The organism is Vibrio sp. 10N.261.52.C2 (assembly GCF_041471425.1).
In the GTDB taxonomy this organism is placed as follows: Bacteria; Pseudomonadota; Gammaproteobacteria; order Enterobacterales; family Vibrionaceae; genus Vibrio; species Vibrio crassostreae_C.
The window spans coordinates 27266-51747 of sequence record NZ_JBFROH010000026.1; the positions used below are offsets into that span (position 1 = coordinate 27266).

The 24482-nt window shown below is 45.0% G+C and carries 23 protein-coding genes; 8 read left to right on the top strand and 15 right to left on the bottom strand.

The window, feature by feature from the left end; translation table 11 throughout:
- Window position 1 precedes the first annotated feature (1 nt).
- From atpD to AB4307_RS10645, 9 genes are all read right to left on the bottom strand, one after another.
- Window positions 2–1387: a F0F1 ATP synthase subunit beta gene (gene atpD / locus AB4307_RS10605; RefSeq protein ID WP_017060843.1), complete on the bottom strand. Its 1386-nt coding sequence runs from the start codon at window positions 1385–1387 to the stop codon at window positions 2–4.
- Window positions 1388–1431: 44 nt separating this feature from the next.
- Window positions 1432–2301 carry a F0F1 ATP synthase subunit gamma gene (gene atpG / locus AB4307_RS10610; RefSeq protein WP_017064727.1) on the bottom strand — a complete coding sequence of 290 codons (870 nt, stop codon included), beginning with the start codon at window positions 2299–2301 and terminating at the stop codon, window positions 1432–1434.
- A gap of 46 nt (window positions 2302–2347) precedes the next feature.
- Entirely contained in the window at window positions 2348–3889 is a 1542-nt protein-coding gene (atpA, locus tag AB4307_RS10615; protein WP_104216112.1) for a F0F1 ATP synthase subunit alpha, read from the bottom strand.
- Between the two features lie 9 nt (window positions 3890–3898).
- Window positions 3899–4450 (bottom strand): F0F1 ATP synthase subunit delta, encoded by a 552-nt coding sequence (locus tag AB4307_RS10620; protein ID WP_017060840.1) that lies wholly within the window; start codon window positions 4448–4450, stop codon window positions 3899–3901.
- Between the two features lie 11 nt (window positions 4451–4461).
- Window positions 4462–4932 carry a F0F1 ATP synthase subunit B gene (locus AB4307_RS10625; RefSeq protein ID WP_017060839.1) on the bottom strand — a complete coding sequence of 157 codons (471 nt, stop codon included), beginning with the start codon at window positions 4930–4932 and terminating at the stop codon, window positions 4462–4464.
- Window positions 4933–4986: 54 nt separating this feature from the next.
- On the bottom strand, window positions 4987–5223 hold the full coding sequence (atpE, locus tag AB4307_RS10630; RefSeq protein ID WP_004730405.1) for a F0F1 ATP synthase subunit C: 237 nt from the start codon (window positions 5221–5223) through the stop codon (window positions 4987–4989).
- A 47-nt stretch (window positions 5224–5270) separates the two neighbouring features.
- On the bottom strand, window positions 5271–6041 hold the full coding sequence (gene atpB, locus AB4307_RS10635; protein ID WP_017060838.1) for a F0F1 ATP synthase subunit A: 771 nt from the start codon (window positions 6039–6041) through the stop codon (window positions 5271–5273).
- Between the two features lies 1 nt (window position 6042).
- The gene (locus AB4307_RS10640; protein WP_372073222.1) at window positions 6043–6444 is read right to left on the bottom strand and encodes an ATP synthase subunit I; all 402 of its coding nucleotides are present in this window, start codon (window positions 6442–6444) and stop codon (window positions 6043–6045) included.
- Between the two features lie 757 nt (window positions 6445–7201).
- On the bottom strand, window positions 7202–8086 hold the full coding sequence (locus AB4307_RS10645) for a LysR family transcriptional regulator (RefSeq protein ID WP_105058091.1): 885 nt from the start codon (window positions 8084–8086) through the stop codon (window positions 7202–7204).
- A 157-nt stretch (window positions 8087–8243) separates the two neighbouring features.
- Here AB4307_RS10645 and AB4307_RS10650 point away from each other — a divergent pair, with 157 nt between their 5' ends.
- The 7 genes from AB4307_RS10650 to AB4307_RS10680 all read left to right on the top strand — a co-directional run bounded on the left by AB4307_RS10650 (window position 8244) and on the right by AB4307_RS10680 (window position 17828).
- Window positions 8244–8642 carry a RidA family protein gene (locus tag AB4307_RS10650; protein ID WP_017060835.1) on the top strand — a complete coding sequence of 133 codons (399 nt, stop codon included), beginning with the start codon at window positions 8244–8246 and terminating at the stop codon, window positions 8640–8642.
- Window positions 8643–8829: 187 nt separating this feature from the next.
- Window positions 8830–10290: an aldehyde dehydrogenase family protein gene (locus tag AB4307_RS10655; protein WP_017060834.1), complete on the top strand. Its 1461-nt coding sequence runs from the start codon at window positions 8830–8832 to the stop codon at window positions 10288–10290.
- Between the two features lie 206 nt (window positions 10291–10496).
- Complete coding sequence (locus tag AB4307_RS10660; protein WP_017060833.1) at window positions 10497–11492, top strand: membrane dipeptidase; 996 nt, start codon at window positions 10497–10499, stop codon at window positions 11490–11492.
- Window positions 11493–11722: 230 nt separating this feature from the next.
- Window positions 11723–13330 (top strand): BCCT family transporter, encoded by a 1608-nt coding sequence (locus AB4307_RS10665; RefSeq protein WP_372131848.1) that lies wholly within the window; start codon window positions 11723–11725, stop codon window positions 13328–13330.
- A 263-nt stretch (window positions 13331–13593) separates the two neighbouring features.
- Window positions 13594–15405 (top strand): hypothetical protein, encoded by a 1812-nt coding sequence (locus AB4307_RS10670; protein ID WP_372131850.1) that lies wholly within the window; start codon window positions 13594–13596, stop codon window positions 15403–15405.
- Window positions 15402–16139 carry a DUF3726 domain-containing protein gene (locus AB4307_RS10675; RefSeq protein ID WP_017064722.1) on the top strand — a complete coding sequence of 246 codons (738 nt, stop codon included), beginning with the start codon at window positions 15402–15404 and terminating at the stop codon, window positions 16137–16139. The genes AB4307_RS10670 and AB4307_RS10675 overlap by 4 nt, the downstream gene beginning before the upstream one ends.
- 396 nt (window positions 16140–16535) lie before the next feature.
- Window positions 16536–17828 (top strand): alpha/beta fold hydrolase, encoded by a 1293-nt coding sequence (locus tag AB4307_RS10680; RefSeq protein WP_017064721.1) that lies wholly within the window; start codon window positions 16536–16538, stop codon window positions 17826–17828.
- 171 nt (window positions 17829–17999) lie between these two features.
- On the opposite strand, the gene AB4307_RS10685 is transcribed toward AB4307_RS10680, so the two are convergent.
- The 6 genes from AB4307_RS10685 to AB4307_RS10710 all read right to left on the bottom strand — a co-directional run bounded on the left by AB4307_RS10685 (window position 18000) and on the right by AB4307_RS10710 (window position 23564).
- Entirely contained in the window at window positions 18000–18182 is a 183-nt protein-coding gene (locus AB4307_RS10685) for a hypothetical protein (protein ID WP_372131852.1), read from the bottom strand.
- Window positions 18183–18464: 282 nt separating this feature from the next.
- Entirely contained in the window at window positions 18465–18692 is a 228-nt protein-coding gene (locus AB4307_RS10690; RefSeq protein WP_372131854.1) for a PAS factor family protein, read from the bottom strand.
- Between the two features lie 267 nt (window positions 18693–18959).
- Window positions 18960–21116: a c-type cytochrome gene (locus AB4307_RS10695; RefSeq protein WP_372131856.1), complete on the bottom strand. Its 2157-nt coding sequence runs from the start codon at window positions 21114–21116 to the stop codon at window positions 18960–18962.
- Entirely contained in the window at window positions 21113–21727 is a 615-nt protein-coding gene (locus tag AB4307_RS10700; protein WP_017064719.1) for a cbb3-type cytochrome c oxidase subunit II, read from the bottom strand. The genes AB4307_RS10695 and AB4307_RS10700 overlap by 4 nt, the downstream gene beginning before the upstream one ends.
- Window positions 21728–23152 (bottom strand): cytochrome-c oxidase, cbb3-type subunit I, encoded by a 1425-nt coding sequence (gene ccoN, locus AB4307_RS10705; protein ID WP_017069846.1) that lies wholly within the window; start codon window positions 23150–23152, stop codon window positions 21728–21730.
- A 37-nt stretch (window positions 23153–23189) separates the two neighbouring features.
- A complete protein-coding gene (locus tag AB4307_RS10710) occupies window positions 23190–23564 on the bottom strand; it encodes a c-type cytochrome (protein WP_029235248.1) in 375 nt (124 codons plus the stop codon).
- Window positions 23565–24026: 462 nt separating this feature from the next.
- Here AB4307_RS10710 and AB4307_RS10715 point away from each other — a divergent pair, with 462 nt between their 5' ends.
- Window positions 24027–24482, top strand: coding sequence for a putative pterin-binding protein (locus tag AB4307_RS10715; protein ID WP_372131858.1), 456 nt, complete (start codon window positions 24027–24029; stop codon window positions 24480–24482).

The window sequence follows — 24482 nt, forward strand, 5'->3', positions numbered from 1 at the left end:
CTTAGAGTGATTTTGCTTTGTTAAGCACTTCGTCGATAGAGCCACAGTACAAGAACGCTTGCTCTGGGATATCGTCATATTCACCGCTTAACAGACCTTTAAAGCCTCTTAGTGTTTCGCTTAGCGGTACAAAGACACCTTTCTGACCGGTAAACACTTCGGCTACGTGGTAAGGCTGCGTTAAGAAACGTTCAATCTTACGAGCGCGAGATACGGTCTGTTTGTCTTCAGTAGACAGCTCATCCATACCAAGAATCGCGATGATGTCTTTTAGCTCTTTGTAGCGTTGCAGCGTTGTTTGTACTTTTTGTGCAATGTCGTAGTGCTCTTGGCCTACGATCAGCGGATCTAACTGACGTGACGTTGAATCTAACGGGTCAATCGCAGGGTATAGACCCAGTGCCGCGATGTTACGAGACAGTACAACGGTCGCATCTAAGTGAGCAAAGGTTGTTGCTGGCGATGGGTCAGTCAAGTCATCCGCAGGTACGTATACTGCTTGGATAGAGGTGATAGAGCCTTGTTTTGTTGACGTGATACGCTCTTGAAGTACGCCCATCTCTTCAGCCAGTGTTGGTTGGTAACCTACTGCTGAAGGCATACGACCTAGCAGAGCTGATACTTCTGTTCCCGCAAGCGTGTAACGGTAAATGTTATCAATGAACAACAGTACGTCACGACCTTCATCACGGAAGCGCTCAGCCATAGTTAGGCCTGTAAGTGCTACACGTAGACGGTTTCCCGGTGGCTCGTTCATTTGACCGTAAACCATGGCTACTTTGTCTAGTACACCTGCTTCTTTCATCTCGTAGTAGAAGTCGTTACCTTCACGAGTACGCTCACCTACACCGGTAAACACAGAAAGACCTGAGTGGGCTTTGGCGATGTTGTTGATAAGCTCCATCATGTTGACGGTTTTACCTACACCAGCACCACCGAACAGACCAATTTTACCACCCTTAGCGAATGGACAGATAAGGTCGATAACCTTAACGCCTGTTTCTAGAAGCTCAGTGCTGTTTGCTTGTTCTTCATAAGAAGGGGCTTCACGGTGAATCTCGTAGTTTTCTTTCTGACCGATTTCACCACACTCATCGATAGGTTGACCAAGCACGTTCATGATACGGCCTAGCGTTTCTTCGCCGACAGGAACCGTGATTGGAGAGCCTGTGTTTTCAACCGTTAGGCCACGACGTAAGCCATCTGACGTACCCATTGCAATACAACGAACGATATTGCTACCCAGTTGTTGTTGTACTTCCAATACTAACGAGCTTGCTTCGTCGCTAGTCACTTTCAATGCATCATAAACGCGTGGGCTGTTGCCGCCGCTGAACTCGACGTCAACCACCGCGCCGATTACTTTAACTATTTTTCCAACACTCATTCTTAAATCCTCAAATTCTGTTCTTGACCCAGTCTTTTCTACCCCTAGACAGCTTGGGCACCTGAGACTATTTCACTCAGCTCTTGGGTAATGGCAGCCTGACGCGCCTTGTTGTAGACCAACTGCAAGTCATCAATGAGTTGGCCTGCGTTATCAGTCGCCGCTTTCATAGCGACCATTCGGGCTGCTTGCTCACAGGCAATGCTCTCAACAATGCCTTGATACACTTGCGATTCGATGTATCGATGTAACAGTTCTGAGAGTATGTCTTTGGGTGCTTGCTCATAGATGTAGTCCCAACGACGCGCTTTTTTAGGCTCACCACCTTCCTCAGAATCCGAAGGGTGGGGGAGCAACTGCAAGGTCGTTGGCGCTTGAACCATGGTGTTGACGAACTGGTTGTAAACGAGATACAAGCTATCGATTTTACCTTCGTCGTAATGCCCGAGCATCGCATTCACCGTACCTAAGATGTCTTCTAACTTAGGTGTATCGCCAAGACCTGACGTTTGTGCAATAACGTTGCCGCCGCGTTGGAAGAACGAGATAGCCTTAGATCCCACTAAGGTTGTTTCTACCTCGACTCCCTTGGTGCGCCATTGCTCCATTTCTTCTAACACTTTCTTGAACAAGTTTGAGTTCAAGCCACCACACAAGCCGCGATCGGACGAGATAATGATGTAAGCGACACGCTTAGGTTCACGCTGTTGCAGGTAAGGGTGCTGGTACTCCAGGGAACCCGATGCAACATGAGAGATAACTTTTCGCATGTTCTCGGCGTAGGGGCGAGTTAGCGTCATGTTGTCTTGAACCTTGCGCATCTTACTTGCTGCAACCATTTCCATTGCGCTAGTGATTTTCTGAGTGTTACTAACACTGGCTATCTTGGTGCGAATTTCTTTAGTACTTGCCATAATCTGCTCCTATTTGTTTTGATTTCCAGCTAACAAACCGGAGCACTTACCAAGCTTTCATCCCAACAAAACCTTCTAGGATCTCTTTAAGAGCACCGTCGATTTCGTCATTGTAATCGCCTGTCGCGTTGATTTTTTCGAACAACGCAGGGTTCTGACCTTTGGCATAAGCAATCAGCTCTTCTTCAAAACGGGCAATGTTGTTTAGCTCAACACCGGCCAAGTAGCCTTTCTCTGCTGCGTAGATAACCGTTGCTTGCTCAGCGACTGACATTGGAGAGTATTGTTTTTGCTTCATTAATTCGGTAACACGCTCACCATGGTCTAGCTGTTTGCGCGTCATCTCATCTAAGTCAGAAGAGAATTGAGCAAAGGCCGCCAGCTCGCGATATTGAGCTAATGAAGTACGGATACCACCAGACAGTTTCTTGATGATCTTGCATTGCGCCGCACCACCCACACGAGATACCGAGATACCTGGGTCTACTGCAGGACGTAAGCCTGAGTTAAACAGTTGGGTTTGAAGGAAAACCTGACCATCAGTGATTGAGATTACGTTGGTTGGTACAAACGCTGATACATCACCCGCCTGAGTTTCAATAATAGGAAGCGCCGTTAATGAGCCTGTTTGGCCTTTCACTTCACCGTTAGTGAACTTCTCTACATACTCTGCATTCACTCGTGCTGCACGTTCTAGTAGGCGTGAGTGAAGGTAGAATACGTCGCCAGGGAAGGCTTCACGACCCGGTGGGCGTTTCAATAGCAATGAGATTTGACGGTAAGCAACGGCTTGTTTTGATAGGTCATCATAGATGATCAGCGCATCTTCACCGCGGTCACGGAAGTATTCACCCATGGTGCAACCCGCATAAGGGGCTAGGTATTGAAGCGCTGCAGACTCTGATGCTGATGCCACGACTACGATGGTGTTTTTTAGCGCATCGTGGTCTTCGAGTTTACGAACCACATTAGCGATAGTGGAGGCTTTTTGGCCAATCGCTACATACACACATTTGATGCCAGAATCTTTCTGATTGATGATCGCATCGATAGCTAACGCTGTTTTACCCGTCTGACGGTCACCGATGATAAGTTCACGTTGACCACGACCGATTGGCACCATGGTATCAACCGCTTTATAGCCAGTTTGAATTGGCTGATCAACAGACTTACGTTCGATTACACCGGGTGCAATCACTTCTACAGGGTCGAGTCGGTCACAACTTACTGGGCCTTTGCCATCGATTGGCTCGCCTAATGTGTTCACAACACGGCCAAGAAGACCGTTACCGACGGGGACTTCCAAGATACGACCTGTACCTTTCACTTTCATACCTTCAGATAGGTCAGTGTAGGGGCCCATAACCACCGCACCTACTGAGTGCGTATCGAGGTTAAGTGCGAGTGCGTATTTGCCACCTGGTAGCTCAATCATCTCGCCTTGCATAACATCAGCAAGGCCATTGATTGTGATGATGCCATCACGAACCGATACGATAGTGCCTTCATTGCGAGCCTCGGTGCTCACATTAAATTTCGAGATGCGTTCTTTGATTAGATCGCTGATTTCATTTGAATTTAATTGCATAATTGTTACCTATCTCGCGTGAAGTTGATGAGCCAATCGGTCAATTGATGTGTTTAAAGAACCATCGATAACGGTTTCACCCGCCTTGATGACCATTCCACCTACTAACGTGTCATCAATAACCTGCTTCATTTCAACCTGACGCTCTAATTTCTTCTCAAGTGCAGCTGTTAGTGACGTAACTTGATCTTGTGTCAGCATTTCTGAACTGGTGACAGTGACAGGCACTACACGTTCATGTTCGTCCTTTAGCTCGCAGTACAATTCAAACAGGTCTCTTACAACAGAAAGGCGGCCGTTCTCGGCCAAGACTCGAATAAGATTAATGACGTGGTCATCAACGAGTCCTTGGCAAATATGAATGATGAGGTTTGCCAGCTCTTCTGTTTGGTGTGTAGAAGCACCTTCTGCTGAAGAAATCTGACTAGCGATCGTTTCTTCTTCCGCGACAGCCACAAGAATGGACAGCATTGAGTGCCACTCTTGTAACTGGTTTTCACCTAAAGCAAATTCAAACGATGCTTTGGCGTAGGGATGAGCAATATTGGTGTAATCTGACATATTGCCTCTCCTTAGAGTTCGCTAATCATTTGGTCAACTAGCGCTCGGTTCGTTGCGGAATCTAGGTTTTTGCTAATCAGTTTCTGTGCACTTTGAATTACTGCGTCTGCCATATCTGCCTGAAGTTCACGGCGTATCTTTTGGCGTTCGCCTTCTAGCTCAGCTCTACCTTGTTCTAAGATGCGTGCCTTTTCTTGCTCGGCTTCTTGTTGCGCTAAGCTGATGATTTCATTGCGGCGTTTTCGGCCCTGTTCAACCAGTTCAGTCACATCTTTTCTTGCATCTTCGATGAGTTGCGCGCCATTTGATTTTGCTAGTTCTAGCTCTTTCGCAGCGTTCTCTGAGTGGCGTAAACCATCAGCGATTTCTTTTTGGCGCTCGTCTAACATCGCGGTGAGAGGGGGCCATACATATTTCATGCAGAGCCAAACAAAAATCACGAATGAGATTGCTTGTCCAAACATGCTTGCATTTAAGTTCATACCTTCCTCACTAAATCTTGATTATTTACAAATCGATCTTTCAAAGCGGTTTGATTAAGCCACGGCGAAGATGATGTATAGACCGATACCAACACCGATCATCGGTACTGCATCCACAAGACCCATCATGATGAAGAATTGAGTACGAAGCATTGGAGTAAGGTCTGGTTGACGCGCAACACCTTCAAGGTATTTACCTGCTAAGTTACCAATACCAGATGCTGCACCTGCTGCACCTAAACCGATCAGTAATGCACCTGCTACATATAAAACTGCGCTTACGATATCCATTTGTATCTCCGATAAATAATTTGTTAGTTAAATTTTTTAGTTATTAATTAGTGGTGTTCTTCTGTTGCCATACCTAAATAAACAACGGTCAGTACCATAAATATAAATGCTTGCAAGAATACGATTAATATGTGGAATAGTGCCCAAGGAACACTCAGTGCCCATTGCATCCACCATGGCATTAATGCGATCAGAATAAATATCATCTCACCTGCATACATGTTTCCAAATAATCGTAAGCCTAGTGATATAGGTTTTGAAATTAATGTTATTAATTCAAGAACTAAGTTAACAGGGTATAAAAGAGGGTTATCAAATGGCTGCGTAGTAAGCTCTTTGATAAAGCCTTTCAATCCTTTATTTTTAAATGTATAAGTCAACAGTAAGATAAATACACCGAGTGCCATCGACATTGGTATATTTACGTCCGCCGTTGGTAGATCTCTAAAGTGTTCTAGACCCATTGCACGACTTAATGCTGGTATGAAATCTATTGGTAATAAATCGACCGCGTTCATTAACAACACCCAAACAAAAGTGGTTAATGCCAGTGGCCCTATTAATTTATCCTCCGCTTGAAAAATCTCTTTTACTAGGTTGTTTACAAAATCAAATATCAGTTCGATAAAACATTGAAATCGACCTGGAACACCGCTGGTGCCTTTGGTCACTACGTATCGAAACGCTCCAATAAACAGTAAACCCGTAATCCAAGATACCAACATCGAGTCGATGTTGAACGCCCAGAAACCATCACCTGTAGTTAAGAAGGTTAAGTGATGCTCTATGTATTCGTGAGCGGTAGTTACTTGATCCATACTACACGTACTCCGATCTTGTAGAGGCAGTAATAAATGGTGTTAAGAAGTACCCAACCATAGTGAGAATATATGCGTACAATATTACTGGGTTATCCAATTTGAAAAACTGGAACGCCAAGATAAACATTAAGAACGTATAAGTTATTTTCACGACACGACTCATTTGCATTAAGTCACGTAAACTATAATTAGGATTCTTGTGCACCTTTAGGCTTGCATATATAAAACCAAACAGCGGAGGTAGCATCGCAATAACGATACCCAAAGCCGACGATTCCATATCTACTTTATTACCAAAAAACACTTCATATAAAACTACACCGACGGCTAATACTACTTGGCAGAGAACAACTCTTTTAGCAGCAACAAGAATGTCACCACTTATCCCATTAAGCCTCATAATAAAACCTTATATTTAACAGTGTAAGCTCATATAAAACACAGTTTGAATATGTCTTGCTACTCGCATTTACTTGTTAATAAAACTTTGCTTGTTAACAAAGAGATAATCTTGCTGGTTTTATATCTCCTGACGAAATAGAACGATATAAACTAATTCGCTCTCGTTTCGACAAAATATAAACTACGCCTAAAATTATGTGATCAAAACGACAAATATCGACATCAATAATTCCATTTTTGAAATGGGTGTTTTCCATTTATGAAAGTAATAATTCTGTCACTATAATCATGAATATTTCAGATGATTTACTGATAACTTGAAGTATTGATAACTGCTCGAATAAATCAGGGTCAAGCCAAGTGTGTTGACGGCAATCAATTTATATTTTTCAGGCACTTAAATTAACTTTTCATCAGAGTTAGAGTCGGACTCTAGATGTGTTAATTCATCACTATTTGGTTATTTATAGCGAGCAGCGTGCGTTTATTAACGCGGGAATATATATTTTTTATCTATTACTCATGAAGCGTGGAAAAACTGTGTCACATCAATGGTTATCCGCATTTTTGTTACTCATCGAGGTATTTATGGCCGGTTATATTGGAAGGTGAGAAGAAGAATTGAGAGTGTTAAAGCCGTTTTTATGAAGTTCAAACTCCACTTAAGAGCTTGTTGATAGTGGTTGATGCGGCCAGATAAAGCGTATTTTAAAGCAACAAATGGCAGTGCAGCACTGCCATTTGCTAAACCTTGTTTATGAAGCTTCATAGCTCAGATATTGAATACACAAGTCATGAAAAGCTTGCGCTTGGGGTGAGATAGTACGGTCAGACAGTCGGAATATTCCAATTTGTCTCTGTAACGGCGGGTCGATCAAAGGAATCCACACTAAACGCGTTTCATTGGTTGGAAAAGCAAGCTTAGGCAGCGTGGTTACCCCAATGCCTAATTCCAATACAGAAAACAGAGAAGTAATGTTTTCTACGGAATATAGGGCTTGTTCGCTGAGCATACGTGCAGGTGTTGGATCGAGTAGGGTGCAAGTACCGTTACGAATGAAGGGCTGTTTTAACAGAGTTTGCCATTCGATCCCTTCAGGTTGAGCGGCGATAGGGTTGTCCTTTAAGCAGACCACACCGATAGGATCGGAAAGAAGTGGGGTGAAGTCGATACTCTCTTCTTCTAAATGGGAGGTGTTGCCTAGGGCGACATCTACTTCTCCAGAGAGTAATCGTGCTTCTACCCCTGCCGCATTATCATCAATCAAACTCACTTCTACATTCGGGTACTGCTCACAAAATGCCCCTAAAACACTAGGGATGAGTTTTGCGGCCACCGAAGGCACGCTCGCTATTCGAACTCTTCCTTGTTGTCCTGCTGCCGCTGCGCGTAAGTCATTGTCTAATGCTTTGTAAACGTTCAGAAATTGAATGATCTTGGGCAAACATATTTCTCCAAAAGGCGTCAGTGTCGATTTGTTGCCTGTTTCAAACAGAGGTTGGCCGAGTATTTTTTCCAACTCTTTTATCGAAGTCGAAAGTGCCGCTTGCGATCGATTTGCACGGTGAGATGCCGCTCTAAATCCACCTTCTTCGACCACCAAAACGAAATGTTTTAACTGTTGTAGCTTAATACTCATGACTCCGATCCTTCTCTAGCCCTTGCTATACCTTACTTTTTGCAAGGTGATAGATTTTATTTATCAAATGCACAAAATTTACCGTTAGATTTATCAGGCGTCAAGGCGCAGTATTTAACCATCTTGAAACATAGTTGTTACAAAGTTGGATGAAATCGTGAACGCACAAACTAAAAAACACCCAGTAAAAACCTCTCTTTTTGCTTCAAAAGCACCACTAGAGTGGGCAATCGTTAATAACGGCACTCTATACACTGCGCAGATTCCAATCGATGAAACGGGCGCAGTAGTAGAAGGCGGTATTGAAGCGCAAACGCGTCAGACTTTTAACAACCTTGTTCATACCTTGGAGTGTGCAGGCGAATCGATGGATTCTGTGCTGCAGGTTCTGATTTACGTGACTGACCGTGAATACCTGAAAACGGTAAACAGCGTATACGGAGAATACTTCAACGCACCTTATCCAAATCGTGCAGCAGTCGTTGTTGCAGGGCTAGCTAGAGAAGAGATGTTGGTTGAGTTCGTGGTTTATGCATCGGCGTCTCAACCTGAATAAATGGACTGTGAACTGAGGCAATTTGCCAATCAAAGCTGTTTGTCTACGCAGATCTTTACTAATACAAGCGAATAGTTTTACGTCTAGATACAAAATTAATACTTATTCTCTATATGAATTAACAATTTATTAATTAATCCGATGGTTGCCAGACTCAACCGCAACCTAACGTTACAAGGACAGAATGATGACTCACTTACAGAATGTTCAAGCAGAAAACGCACTTTACATTGGCGGCGAATGGCAAGCGGGTGTAAGCACCGTAGCGAACATTAACCCATCAGATATTTCTGAAAATATTGGCAACTTTGCACAAGCAAGTGCTGAACAAGTTCAACAAGCGATTTCAGCGGCGAAACACGCTCAACCAGAGTGGGAAAAAACGCCGATTGAACGCAAGCAAGCGGTGCTTCAAGCGATTGGTGATGAGCTGATTGCCCGTTGTGATGAGCTGGGCACTTTGCTATCTCGTGAAGAAGGTAAGCCTTTTGCTGAAGGTCGCGGTGAGATTTACCGTGCAGGTCAGTTCTTCCAATACTTTGCGGCTGAAGTGCTTCGCCAAATTGGTGACAACGCAGATTCTGTACGCCCGGGTGTTTCTGTTGAAGTGACTCGCGAAGCGGTGGGCGTTATCGGCATTATCTCTCCTTGGAACTTCCCGACAGCAACAGCAGCTTGGAAAATTGCTCCAGCATTGGCTTTCGGTAACAGCGTTATTTGGAAACCAGCAAACCTAACACCAGCAAGTGCGGTCGCGCTTACAGAGATCATCCACCGCCAAGGTATCCCTGCAGGTACGTTTAACCTTGTACTGGGTAGCGGTTCAACAGTAGGTGATGCACTGATCAACTCTAAAGAAGTGAACGGTGTGAGCTTTACCGGTTCTGTTGATACGGGTCGTAAAGTGGCAGCGGCTACAGCGCCAAACTTCGTTCGATGCCAACTAGAAATGGGCAGTAAGAACGCACTTGTTATTGCTGACGATGCTGATATCCAAACTGCGGTTGATGCAACGATTGCAGGTTCTTTCTCTGGCGCAGGCCAAAAATGTACCGCGTCTTCTCGCCTTGTGGTTATGGATAGCATTCACGACCAATACGTTGAAGCACTGATTAAACGTATGAGCGAGCTGAAAGTGGGTCACGCACTGGAAGAGGGTGTGTTCATGGGCCCTGTCGTTGATGGCAACCAACTTGAAGCAAACCTAGGTTGGGTTGAGAAAGCACGTCAAAGCGGCGGTGAGCTGGCATTTGGTGGCGAACGCTTGAGTATGAAGCACGAAGGTTTCTACATGTCTCCAACGCTGTTCTTGAACACTAAGAACGATTGGGAAGTGAACCAAGAAGAAGTGTTCGCACCAATGGCAAGTGTGATTCGTGTCGCTGACCTAGAAGAAGCGATTGCGACAACCAACGACACTCGCTTCGGTCTAACAGGCGGCATCATTACTCAGAGCCTACGTACTAGCGCAATGTTCAAGCAACAAGCGCAGACCGGTTGTGTGATGGTCAACCTACCAACAGCAGGCACGGATTACCACGTACCGTTTGGTGGTCGTAAAGAGTCTAGCTTCGGTCCTCGTGAGCAAGGTCAATACGCGAAAGAGTTCTACACAGTGGTTAAGACGGCTTACCAACGTCCTTACTAATCCACTTTCTAAATAAGAATTGGATAGCTGAATTAACTTCCTAGCTATCCAGCTATCGAATTGGCCTGATTCACAGAGTCAGGCCAACATTCAAACCAAAGCAGCAAACGAACTTAGACAAGTGATTTAACCCATTTTTGAAAACATGTTATTTGAGCGTGTTTTCAAAACCGAGCTAGAACACTGAGCTTTCAATAGGAGTGGTTATGTACCAGCAACGGATTGTTATAGATGGATTGCAATACTGCAATTGGAACAGAGAATATTTCCAAACACTAAAGGCGAGCGGCATTACAGCAGTTCACGCTACCGCGGTTTACCACGAGACGGCTCGTGAAACCTTATCTCGCTTTGCAGAATGGAATTTAAGATTCGAGCAGAACGCAGACCTTATCATGCCGATTCACTCAATGGCTGATGTCGAGACTGCAAAAGCGACTGGCAAAGTCGGCATTTTCCTTGGTGCTCAAAACTGTTCTCCAATCGACGATGAGATCGGTCTTATCGAAGTGATGCGTAAGCAAGGTCTTTTGATCATGCAACTGACGTACAACAACCAGAGCTTATTGGCGACGGGTTGCTACGAGAAGAACGACACAGGTATTACTCGCTTTGGTAAACAAGCCATCGAAGAGATGAACCGAGTGGGCATGATCATAGATATGTCTCACAGTGCAGAGCGCTCAACACTTGAAGCTATCGACTTGTCTTCTCGTCCTATTTGTATCAGCCATGCGAACCCGACGTTTGCTCATGATGCACTACGAAATAAATCAAACGATGTAATTAAAGCTCTAACCGCACGCGGCGGCTTAATCGGATTCAGCTTGTACCCATTCCACCTACCAAACGGCAGCCAATGTACCTTGGAAGATTTCTGCCAGATGGTTGCGACTACGGCTGACATGGTCGGCGTAGAGCACCTCGGTATTGGCAGTGACCTATGCTTAAACCAACCTCAAGCCGTTCTTGAATGGATGAGAAATGGTCGTTGGTCGAAGGCAATGGACTACGGTGAAGGCTCTGCAAACAACTCAGGTTGGCCAGATGCGTTGCCTTGGTTCTGTGGTAGTGCGGGTATGGAAAACATATATAACGGATTGATGCGTCATGGTTTCAGCGAGTCTGAAGCTGGGCAAGTCTTGGGAGAAAACTGGTTTAACTTCTTGAAAGATGGCCTAGAGCCTCAAACCAAGGGTTAACGGTTTCTCGCGAGCCATCATCGAATTAGCAGCCTTCTAACAAACGTTCAATAAGCAAGTGCTGCTTAAACCAATTTCACTATTCAAAAGGAACAACGGTCTATTTCGCAACGCGGTAACCCAAACATGGATTAGCCTGCCCAACACAAAAAACAATAGGGCAGGTGTTAAATACACCCTTGTAGTCATCATTCAAATGACAGCTGCAAAGAAACCTCTGGAGTCAGAGTATGTCTGATTTAACCAATAGCGTGAAATCTTCAAGCTTAAATGCGGGTCAAGCACACACAACAATTAATGCAAAAAGCAACACAAACGAGTCTGAGTCTACGTCAGACAAATTAGGCCTATCCAACCCAGCACTTTGGTACAGCGGCGGTTTTATCGCTCTGTTCGTGGCACTTGCTCTATTTGATGGCGAGCTGTTATCAAGCCTAGTAAATACGGGCTTTGCATGGTCTGTAAAAGTATTCGGTCCTTACTGGCAAATGCTTCTTCTTCTGACTTTTCTTATTGGTCTTGGCCTGGCGGCAGGACGAACAGGCAAGGTTATCCTAGGCGGCATCGCTAAACCTGAAATGGACGGCTTCCGTTGGATGGCGATCATCTTCTGTACGCTACTGGCAGGTGGCGGTGTATTTTGGGCAGCAGCAGAGCCTATCGCTCACTACGTTAGCCCACCACCATTGTACGGCGCACAAGAAAACGCACAGCAAGGCGCGGTGAATGCTTTATCGCAATCCTTCATGCACTGGGGTTTTCTAGCATGGGCCATTGTCGGTAGCTTAACGTCTATTGTGGTGATGCACCTTCACTACGACAAAGGCTTACCGCTTAAACCTCGTATTTTGCTTTACCCAGTTTTAGGCGAGCGAGCATTGAAAGGTCACACCGGCGCATTGATTGATGCATGTTGTATTGTCGCAGTAGCGGCGGGCACCATTGGTCCTATCGGCTTCTTAGGCTTGCAAGTGAGCTACGCACTGAACGCACTGTTTGATATTCCTGATGGCTTCACGACGCAGCTTATCATCATCCTGTTCGCTATCATTCTATACACATTGTCGGCATTAAGTGGTCTTAACCGCGGAATGCAAATGCTAAGCCGTTACAACGTAATTTTAGCAATGTCATTGATGGTCTACATTCTGATCTTCGGCCCAACAAACTTCATTTTCAATGGCTACATCCAAGGTGTAGGCAGCATGATAGACAACTTCATCCCAATGGCAACATACCGTGGTGACGAAGGTTGGTTGAGCTGGTGGACAGTATTCTTCTGGGGTTGGTTCTTAGGTTACGGCCCAATGATGGCAATCTTCATCGCACGTATTTCACGCGGTCGTAGTATTCGCCAATTGGTATCAACCATCAGTCTTATTGCACCGTTCGTAACATGTTTCTGGTTCACCATTGTTGGCGGTTCTGGCCTTGCGTTTGAAATTGCAGACCCAGGCAGCGTAAGTAAAGCGTTCGAAGGCTTTAATTTACCTGGCGCGCTACTGGCAGTAACTCAGCAACTACCAATGCCAATGCTTATCTCTATTCTGTTCTTGATCTTGACGACGATCTTCATCGTAACGACAGGTGACTCAATGACTTACACCATCAGTGTGGTAGTCAGCGGTGAGACAGAGCCTAACGCAATTATTCGTACTTTCTGGGGTGTGATGATGGGGGTAACAGCATTGATTCTGATTTCCCTAGGTTCCGGCGGTATTTCAGCGCTGCAATCATTCATAGTTATCACAGCGGTACCGGTGTCCTTAATCTTGTTGCCATCACTTTGGAATGCGCCTCAAATCGCAATCAAGATGGCAAAAGAGCAAGGCTTATAAAACATCAATGCCGGTATAAAGAAGAAAATGTAGAGATAAAGCTCTCTAAAAACTGAAGATAAACAAGGTGTGAGCCTTTGAAAGAAGGCTGATACAAGATTCCGGAAGGAATATAAAAACCGTACTGGTGAAGATACACCGGGCGGCACGTATTTAGGTCAATCGATCTAGTCAGGACAAATAATAAGTGGCGAGTTCGCTTGCCTCGATAATATCAATAACGATTAAAAACGTGAAAGCTAACCAACATACTGTCGCTATATATGCTTCAAAAGACAGCAACGATCGGTTCTGAATGGCTAGCAAAATCCAATAACTATAAGGTGGTGAGCAAAATGGATGCACATCGTTCTACCTACACTGAATCAGCACTACGTGACGCAACGGTCGTCATGGCACCGGAAAGACTGGGTGCTATGCACCAAACACGCATCAGCTTCGTAAGAACTCTGATTCGTAAAATGGCGCAACAGCAATGGAAAGTGACTAAGCATGAGTGGCAACTAGACGCTCGAGGTTTTGGTCATGTTATCTATAAGCTAGAGACGCCAAATCATGTTTATCATTTGGTTGTTTTCTGCGATGAGATTGCAGACGACGAACGAAATGACCGTGTAATTGCTGAAAAGTGGGACGTAACGTTTGCTCTGGTTCTTGGTGATGTTGATGTCACCCTACTTGAGAGACTTCGTGCGAATGTACCGCTACAAGAAGCAGGCCGTAACCCTAACAATGTGCTTGTTTTAGCGCGTGCCAACAAAAGTGTACGAGTGTTTGAACATATTGTTAGTCACTTGGCTAAAGGTGTTCAACCAACGCCAAAAGAGCTAGCGGAAGTTGGCTACATCCTACGAACCACAGCGGTTTATGGTAATGGTAAGTTTGGTATTGCTGACTTTAAAATCTTGGAAAAGAATCCAGATTTTAATCAATCGTTCAGTGCTCAAATGTGTGCTGTTTATATGCTGCGTGAGTTCAGCCTAGATTGGGTTCATTACCTAGCGGAGCAACAAGGCGGTGAACAAGCGATTACCTTGCACAGAGGCTTACAACGCTACCTAGGTGTGGGTAATGCCACAGGTTTAGGTATGGCGCCATATCTGATTAACCACCCAAGTATTGTCGATCAATGGATGACAACCCGTGAGCATGCATTAGCTGACGTGTTAGCTAATCACACGGATACGGCATTGATTGAGCCCCTACGTACATTAGTTAAAAAAGCGATTTGTCATTTAGAACAAGTTGTTACCATCAATGAAAATCAGCAAGAGTTGAACAAAACCGCTGTTGATGAGTTGAAACACGCAGAACAGTCACTAGAAGCTTCTGTAAACCATTGCGATACATGGGCGCAGTTAGTTGAACAATCTAAGCACATGAGTATGGAAGCCCAAGAAATCCTTATCTCATGCTTGATGGAATTGTACCCAGAATTAGTGGACGCCCATCAAGAGCAAATGAATTGTAGCGAAACACTGTCGCTTCCTAGTGGCAAAAAGATCCAAGACCTATTGGTTGTGTTAGAAGAAAAGTACCGTTGGGCGATCACGACTGACTTTACGAAAGCAGAAAATAACTACTGGTTCTGGTATCGCTCTCAGGACAAAGAAGAGCCAAGGCTCGGTGTTCGAGGCGAGGAACTCGGCGAAGAGCGCGAACTGCCGTTGGATATCGGCCGTCAAGCTTACCGTCTGTACCATGCTTTATTGCAATTCGCGCCAGAGCTTTCATTGGCTGAATTCCTTGTTAAACAACCGCAGCATCGTGCCATTGCGCGCCGTGTGTGGACGTTAGGTAACAAGGCGATGGGCGACATTCAAATGAACGTGCTGCACCAAGACTCACCACCAATGCATTTGCTGCGTTGTAAGCTAGCGATGTTTGGAGCGACTAAGTTTGATCCTCGCTCAGACCGTTGGGTACGAGTGACGTTTTTCCAAGGTGCACCGTTGCTTGATGAAATTCATCAGGACGAATGGGTGTTCCCAATCTTACCAAGTGAAGCGGAGATCGCTGACTCAAATAAAGTTCCTACACATATCAACGCTCAACATGGAGGTAAATCGTTATGATCGTTTCTCACAATGAACTGGTAGCGGCCGTTAATAAAGCCTTTCTGGGTATGCGTCGTACATGTGGTGAAGCCGATGTGATAGCGAACATGGTGGCAGATTTACAAATGGTTGGCTTGGATGGTGTTCGTCATTTTAACAATGCGAGCAACTTTATGGGGCTAGAAGACGATTGCCCTGTAGACATCCAAGTGACAAGCGACAACACAGTTGAAGTGGACCTGCACAAGGCGAGCTTAGCGTGTCATCTTCCTGTGGTGATGGATTACGCCATTGAAAAAATGGTCGGTAAAAAGACGCTGAAAATCGAGCTAAACAACTGCCATAACCGTTGGTTAGCGTACAGTGAGCTTGTAAAACTGGCAGCGAAAGGCATCGCATGTACCGCACGTTGGGATAATGGCTCAAATCCTAAGAGCACCTTGTATGTGCTTAACCGTGGTTGCGTTGCACCAGAACTGTTTTTATCAGATTTGCCTCTGGCATCGGACGATCATATCCACAATATGACCATCGAGCTTTCCGTCCAGGATTTCGATATCGAACGTTTGTCAGATGGCTACCAAACACACATTGAATCGGAAGCGCTTTTTAAAACTCAAGAGAAGGCGTGGAACGAGGGCATTGAAGTTGACGATGGAGAGTGGGGCGCGTTGAAAGAAACGGCGACGGCTATCCTTGTTGAAAACAGCCAACGTTCAATTCAAGGTGCAGGTGAGCTCGAGGCTTCTTAGCTTTGTTTTATAGAGATATAAGTTACAGAAGCTCAGTTTATAGATCTTTGGCTTATAGAAACTAAACCTATAAAGCCTGAGCTTGTTCAACCTAAAAACCTCATTTACAACAGATAAAACCAAAGAGCTTAACGTATCCTCACCTCGTTAAGCTCTTTTTATTTGTGTCCCACTTTTGTTCTTCTTCTCAATAGATCACATCTTAAACTCTCTGTTTTGACACAAGTTGTTACGCGTATAAAGCTAATTTGGCGATTTAATGAAGTACCTTCACATTCAGGTTCAACAAACGGTTTCATTTACAAGCTAGTATGCGTATCTTGCTAACTACGGTGCCAAAGGGTGCCATTTTTATTCGTACCAATGACTTTAGAATCAGATAAAAAGGAATGAAGCGTGCAAGCTAACTTTATTGATGGAACCACCCTGTACCGTCAGCACTCTTTCGAGTTGCCACTTGATTATCAAGCCAAAGATGGACAACAGATCCAAGTCTTCGCACGTGAGCTGGTTGATCTCGCTAAAGATGAGCAAGAGCTGCCGTGGTTGATCTACTTTCAAGGCGGCCCAGGTTTTCCTTCTCCACGGGTGAGTGGTCAATCGGGTTGGCTAAAGCGTGCATTACAAAACTACCGTGTTCTGCTTCTAGACCAACGTGGTACTGGCAACAGCACGGTTATCAGCCATGAAACTTTGGCGCATTTGTCTCCAGAACAACAAGTCGAATACTTAACGCATTTCAGAGCGGATAACATCGTTCGTGACGCTGAAGCGATTCGTGAACAGTTTGGTATTAAGCAATGGTCGACGATTGGTCAAAGCTTTGGTGGCTTCTGTACACTGAGCTATTTGTCACTGTTCCCACAGAGCTTGCAGCGTTGTTATGTGACGGGCGGCATTCCTTCTATTGAACGAGAAGCTGACGATGTTTATCGTGCGACTTACAAGCGTGTAGAAGACAAAAACAGAGCTTTCTTTGCTCAGTTCCCACAAGCACAAGCTATGTGTCGCGAGATCTCTGATTACCTGCTCAACAACGATGTGAGACTGCCAAACGGTCAGGTGTTCACAGTTGAACAGTTCCAGCTAATAGGTATTAATCTTGGTGGCGGCGAAGCAAACCTTCCAATGTATTTCACACTGGAGAGTGCGTTTGTTGAAGTGAACGGTAACAGACAGCTGAGCTACAGCTTCCTAAATCAAATGCAGCAAGAGCAGGGTTACTTAACTAACCCAATTTACGCAATCTTGCATGAATCGATTTACTGTCAAGGTACAGCGTCTAACTGGTCTGCACATCGTGTTCGTGAGCAGTACCCACACTTCAACTACCAATCGGGCAGTGAGTTCTGGTTTACTGGTGAAATGGTGTACCCATGGATGTTCGACCAACTTGAAACGCTGAAGCCACTGCGTGAAGCCGCGAACATGTTGGCTGAAAAGTCGGACTGGGGCACTTTGTACAACGCAGAGCAGTTGAGCAAGAATACAGTGCCAATGGCGTGTGCCGTTTACGCCGATGACATGTACGTTGAGTTGGATTACAGCCGTGAAACATTGGCGAACATTCCTAACTCGAAAGCGTGGATCACCAATGAATATGAACACAATGGCTTGCGAGTAGACGGCGAAAGGATTGTCGATAAATTGATGACGATGGTTGAAGCGTTAGAAAATCTGCCAAAGTAATCAAGCTATTTGCACTAGAAACAAGATGCGTTAGAAGCTTTCTACTTTAGAAACTATCTACGTTAGAAATACGATACGCCAGAAACAAGAAAACGCTGCACCCATGCAGCGTTTTTTTATGTCATCGAACTATTCGATTTAAGGAACTAGGAGGGGTAGCCCTTGAAGCCATTAAGGTTGGATGACGATATCTTGATTTTCAGTGGTCAATAAGCTGGCGCGGTTCTGTTCGATAAGCTGAGCCGCATAAGAGGGAGTTACAGCTTGAATTTCGCCTTTTGAACGAATCGTTAATGCTTCCCACGCATGATCACGGTATTTGCCTGTTTGTGTATATTCAATAAGTACTCTCATGATTCTTCCATCCGATGTGTGGTTAACGTGCTACTAACATTAGCGCCATTATTGTGGTTACACACCTGTTAAAAATGGAACATAAGATTAACCAAATGAGAATGCGTGTAACTTGAAAAACAGACCCAACTGCACTTATCTTCTTAACCGCGTTTATCGCAACTAACCGTATTTATCGCAACTAACAGCATTTATCGTAACCAACCTTACTTATCGTAAATAGCGTCCATAAAAAAACGCTGCACAATGGCAGCGTTAAAGTTGAGATAGGTTGAAGATTGCTTAGCTGTTTTCTAAGCCAACAATATTGCGTGCAGACATCACTGCACTATCCAAATCGGTCAATCTACCAGCACTTGCTGGACCAAGAACTGATGAATACAAAGCCAACTGCTTCTCAAATGATAAATCTAATTGGTTATATAGATTTTGGCGGATTTGAGCGTGTTGCTGAGGCTTTGCGCTCGACAGGCCTTCCAACGTATCGTAGATGAGTGTAGTTGTATCCATAACTGTCCTTAGTACATCTTTAGAAAATTTTGCATATTATGCACTTGGTGTCATCTTTGTTCTGCGAGATTGATCGCATTATGTTCAGCTCTGCTTAATTGTGTAATCAGTTAGTTACAATTGTGTTGTACGGCAAAGTATCGAAAACTTGGGTTTGGGCAAAAGAAAAGGAGACACAGTGGTCTCCTTTTGGCTTGTTAGGCAAACATAAAAGTTACGTGCTGTTCGCTGCTTGTTGGGCCAATCGGCTACGCACAGCTACAGCGCCTATCGTATGTCAATGTTCTTATCTCGATTTTCGTACATTTCAGGTGTGGTGTGTAATCCACCTGCATAGCCTGCTGCTTCAAGTGTTTCTCTTACCTCTCGAACATGCTCAGCCGTGACCGGTTCATTTCTGTCGCCAAGGTTTAAACGCACAAACGTGATTAACTCAGCTAAGCGTTGATCCGACAGTACATCCTCAAAACTTGCCATTGGCATGAAATTTCTGTCTTTGTCGAGATAGGTGGGTTGCAAGCCGCGCACCGTTACCGCAATGGTATTGAATGGGTCGCTGTGCATGATAATACCGTTGTTCAACAGAGTAGGGGCGATTGGATCGCGACCTTTACCATCGTCACCATGACAGGCCCCACAGGTTTGACGATACGTGGTGTAGATTTCACTGGCATACGCAGCTTCATCAAACCCTTTAGGCTGTAACTGAACGGCATCACTGGCAATGGTGTTGTTGATGTCCCCACTGAGTAGGTAATAGGACATCGACTCAATATCTTCACGCGTCATCAAGCTTAGGCTGTTTTTCACTACATCAGCCATACCCGCAAAAGCGGTGCCTTTGTCTGAATGTCCTGTGTGTAAAAAGTCTGTGAGTGTTGCTTCATCCCAACCATCGATATAGAGCTCATTGGCTGTAATATCAGGCGCGTTCCAACCGTCGATCAAGTTACCTTGGAAAATACGTTCTGGTATCAGTGCTTGGGCAATATTTCGAGGTGTATGGCACTCCGAACAGTGACCAAGTCCTGCGACCCAATATTTGCCTTGTTGCCACTTATCGACATTCTCAATTTCTCCTTTGAGTTCCTCTGGCACTTCATAATCAATAGGGTCGGTATCCATGAATACGATGTTCCAGCCAAGCAAACCTAAGCGAATATTGGATGGAAACATCATGCTGTTGTCATCATTGCGTCGCGGCACGGCGGTGATTGACTGCATGTATTCCCATAAATCCACCATGTCTTGGTCGGTGAGGTATTGATAGGAGGTGTAAGGCATTGCAGGGTACAGGTAACCATTCTTGCCTTTACCTGCGACTAACGCCGCTCGGAAATCATCGAAGTCATAAGTCCCAATACCTTCGGTAGTGTGTGGCGTTATGTTGGTTGAATACACGGTGCCGAAGGGGGTGACAAAGGGTAGGCCGCCAGCAAAGGGTTCGCCACCTTCTGCACTATGACAAGCCACACAGTCACCGGCATAAGCGAGATATTCTCCGCGCTCAACAGATGACGCTTTCAAACTCGCGAGCCTTTGTTGCTCCACTTCACCAGCGTGTCGGATATAAGCCCCAAGCGCGAGTATTTCGTTCTCGGTGAGCTGCTCATCAAACGCAGGCATTAGGTTGTTCAAACCGTAATTGATGGTGTGCTGAATCTCTTCAATACTGCCGCCGTGAAGCCAGATGTCATCGGAAAGATCAGGTACACCAATCGCTGGGTTAGCGACAGCACCGTCAGCATGACAAGACGAACAGTATTGGACGAACAAGGTTTTACCGAGCTCGACTTTAATCTCCGGCACATCGGTATGACGTTGGTTGAGAGACGCTAGATAGTAAGAGACTTTTGCCACCTCATCTGGGCGCATGATTTCACTCCAACCCGGCATAGCACCGTTCCGGCCTTTGGCGATTGAATGAATCACAGCTTCATCACTGCCACCATAAAGCCACTCTTGGTCTATCAGATTAGGAAAGTGCTTTTGTCCCTGAGCGTTATCTCGGTGACAAGCGGCGCAGTGAGTTTGGAATAGAATCCTACCGCTGTTCACGATCTCTGGGACGGCAGCTAGTCCTTCTAACGTGGTTTCACTGGTTTGTGCAAATTGCTCATTGAGAGTGGTGGATGGTGAACTGAGCTTATCGTCGCTTTGTTCCCAATCGACTAACCCTTCCCATTCGCCGAGCCCGGGGTAGAGCACCAAATAACCAGCAGACAAAAGAAATGCCACTGCATAACTGACAAATAATAGCTTAGGTGGAGGAGCATCTTTCTCTTCAATACCATCAAAGGTGCCAATGGTGTGGTCGTGATCGGCCTTGTGATTGCTACGCCAGTATTTAACGACAACAGACACCATCAGAACAAAGAATATTAAGGTTAAGAGTACCGCCCATAGATTCCAGAATGTGCTCATTGTGATACCTCCTGTGACGTATCTTTACCCAGGCTTTGTAAATAGCGAATCAGAGCTTCACCTTTGGTTTTGCCTCTTACTTGCAAACGGGCATCACCAATTTCTTGATCGGTATAAGGCACACCTAAGGTACGTAACACTTCCATTTTGGCGCTAATATCATCGCCAGTCAGAGTCTGCTCAAATAGCCACGGGTAAGAGGGCATGATCGAGGTCGGTACGACTTTTCGAGGGTCAATTAAGTGAATAGCATGCCATTGGTCAGAATACTTTCTACCTAAGTTAGTGAGGTCAGGACCAGTACGTTTAGAGCCCCACAAGTTAGGAAACTCATAGATATCGTCTGCTTCTTGGTTCGGGCGACCATTACGCTTCACTTCTGGCTCTAGAGGGCGAACCATTTGTGTGTGACAAACATGGCAGCCTTCACTGATGTATATGTCTCGGCCTGCTAACTCAATCGGTGTGAGAGGCATCGCTAAGCTGCCTTTGGCAATATCATCGCCACGGACAATGCTTGGCACTACCCAGACCAATAAAGAGAAGGAGGCCACGACAACAGTGGTCAAAATTAAAATGACGATTGAATGTGTAAAGTCTTTACTCATCATTTAAGCTCCTTCATTAACAGTGTGTTTAGCATCATTTGTTACGGGCATACGAACCGTTTTGTACAAGTTGAAAGCCATTAAGAACAATCCAAGTACAAACAGCGCGCCACCAAAGAAACGCATGAATAGCCAAGGTGCTTTAAAGTCCATAGCTTCTACAAAACTGTAAATCAGTTCGCCATTTTCATTTTGAGCGAGCCACATATATCCCTCGCCGATGCCTGCGATCCAAAGTGCTATTGCATAGATGGCGACGCCAGCATGAGCAAGCCAAAAGTGCCATTTAATCAGTCGTCGTGACCATAGATCGGTTTGGCCCCATAAGCGTGGAATGAAGTAGTAAAAAACCGCTATCCCTGACATCCCAACCCATCCGAGAGCCGCGGAATGTACGTGCCCGATGATCCATTCGGTGTTGTGTGCCACCATGTTGAACCAGCGAATAGCGAGTAGCGGACCTTCGAATGTTGCCAAGCAGTAGTAAAGAATCGCTGAGAAAAAGAATAAAAGAATGTAGTCGGACTTCAGCTTTTCTTTATTTTGTAGGAGGGTCATTGCGCTATTGAACGCGCCTGCCCAAGAAGGGAGCCACAGGATCAAAGACATAACGATGCCGATGTTCTGAATCCAGATGGGAACAGAAGAATAAACCAAATGGTGCGTTCCGGCCCACGTGTAAAAGCCGACCAAGCCCCAGAAATGGATCACAGACAAACGGTACGAGTAGATAGGTCGATCCGCCGCTTTGGGTATGAAATAGTAGTTCATACCAATCACACCAGCGGTCAGCAAGAAACCGACGGCATTATGTCCCCACCACCATTGAACAATCGCATCTTGAGCGCCTGCAAACACAGAGTAGGACTTCATCGCCAACACAGGCATCGCGAGGTTGTTCACGATGAAAATCATTGCAACGACGATAATGAATGCAGCAAAGAACCAGTTAGCCACAAAGATATGGCTGACCTTTCGTTTAGCAAGGGTGCCAAAGAACAACACCGCGTACAGCACCCAAACCAACACAATCATCAAGTCGATTGGCCATTCAAGCTCCGCATACTCTTTTGAGGTAGTGTGGCCTGCGGGTAAGGAAATGACCGCAAGTAACAGGATGAATTGCCAGCCCCAAAATACCATCCATGAAAGGCTTTTGTTGAACAAGTCACAATGGCCTGTTCGCTGGGCAATGTACAAAGACGTCCCCATCAAGATATTCACGACGAAGCCGTAAATTACTCCAGAGGTATGTAGCGGACGCAGTCGACCAAATTGGAAATACTGAGAATCAAAGTTTAAGACTGGCCAATATAATTGCGCGGCGAGAATCACGCCGATGATCATACCTACAATCGCCCACACTAAGGATGCAATGATGAAGTACTTCACGACCTTAATGCTGTATTGCGTTGTCACTTGTTCCATAACAAGGCTCCTTGCCTAGAGGTTTTGAATCGCTGACTTAATTTGAATCGCTGAGCGAGCCTGCTTCGTTGCCGAGCACAGAATAGAAATAGGAAATGTCACGGATGTCTTGGTCTGAGAGCGTGTCGGCTTGTTGTTGCATGAGAATCGCTAAGCCACTGGTTCTTTCTCGAGTCTGGTAATCTTTCAATGAAGAGATGAGATAACCCACTTTTTGACCGCGAAGGTTCGGGTAGGGATCTTGTGTTGAGATGCCATCAGCGCCATGACAGGTCATACACACTTTAGCTTTTTGTTTACCTAATTCGAATTGTTCTTGATTAACTTCAGCAGAAACAGGAAACATGACCAGCGTCATTACTAGGGTAGAAAGTGTCGCCATGGGGTTAAATTTTTTTATATTCAAACTCATTCTCGATTCCCTTGATTATGAAATGAGTAAGCTTTCTAAGATCAATACACGAGATCAACTGGTGAAGTAGAAACGACTGGAACTCGTTATTAAGCCTCTTAAAGCTGCTTACGTTCGATTAAAGGTTATGCAGCAACCAGCATTTTCGCTACTGACTTACTCATATTTATTGTTAATTTTGTTGTTTCATACGTATTCATAGGGCTTATTGGTTTACTTACGCAGAGTAAAATACGAGTTTTTGTTACTAGACGGTTGAGAAGGAATACGTCAAGCGGGTAGGGAGTGCTGAACGAGAGCGGTGATGGAAGAGACAGAGAAACGGCGAAGTTATTGAAAAACAGCGAGGTGTAGGGGCATTAGGGATAAAGCGATACCAATCAATCTGAGTGGTATCGGTACAAGTTAAATGGTCAATTTATACTAGACTCAAATTAGTGACCTTTTTAAATGGAGTTTAGAATGAGAACTGTATTCTTGGTGATGCTTTGGCTTTGCTCGTTTTCGATTTTTGCAGCCTCAGAGTTAACGGTTTTCGACCACTCCGGGCAAAAGCATGGTTTTAGTAGAGAGCAACTCCTGTCACTTCCTCAAAAAGAAATTACTACCACCTTGCCTTGGGTCGAGGGTCTGACCGTTTATAGTGGTGTGACGTTACAAACGGTGCTTGAAAATATGGATCTACCGATATCATCACAAGTCACTTTCGTAGCATTGAATGACTACAAAATTGCGGTGCCCAAAGAAGATTTTGATACCTATGAACCCATCATTGCGATTAAAAAGAATGGGGAGTTTATGTCTGTGAGAGAGAAAGGCCCGTTTTGGTTGATTTACCCAATCTCTGCGAACCCTGAAACCAATACCCCTGATTTCCATGCCAAGATGATTTGGCAGATTCGTGATATTCACCTGTAG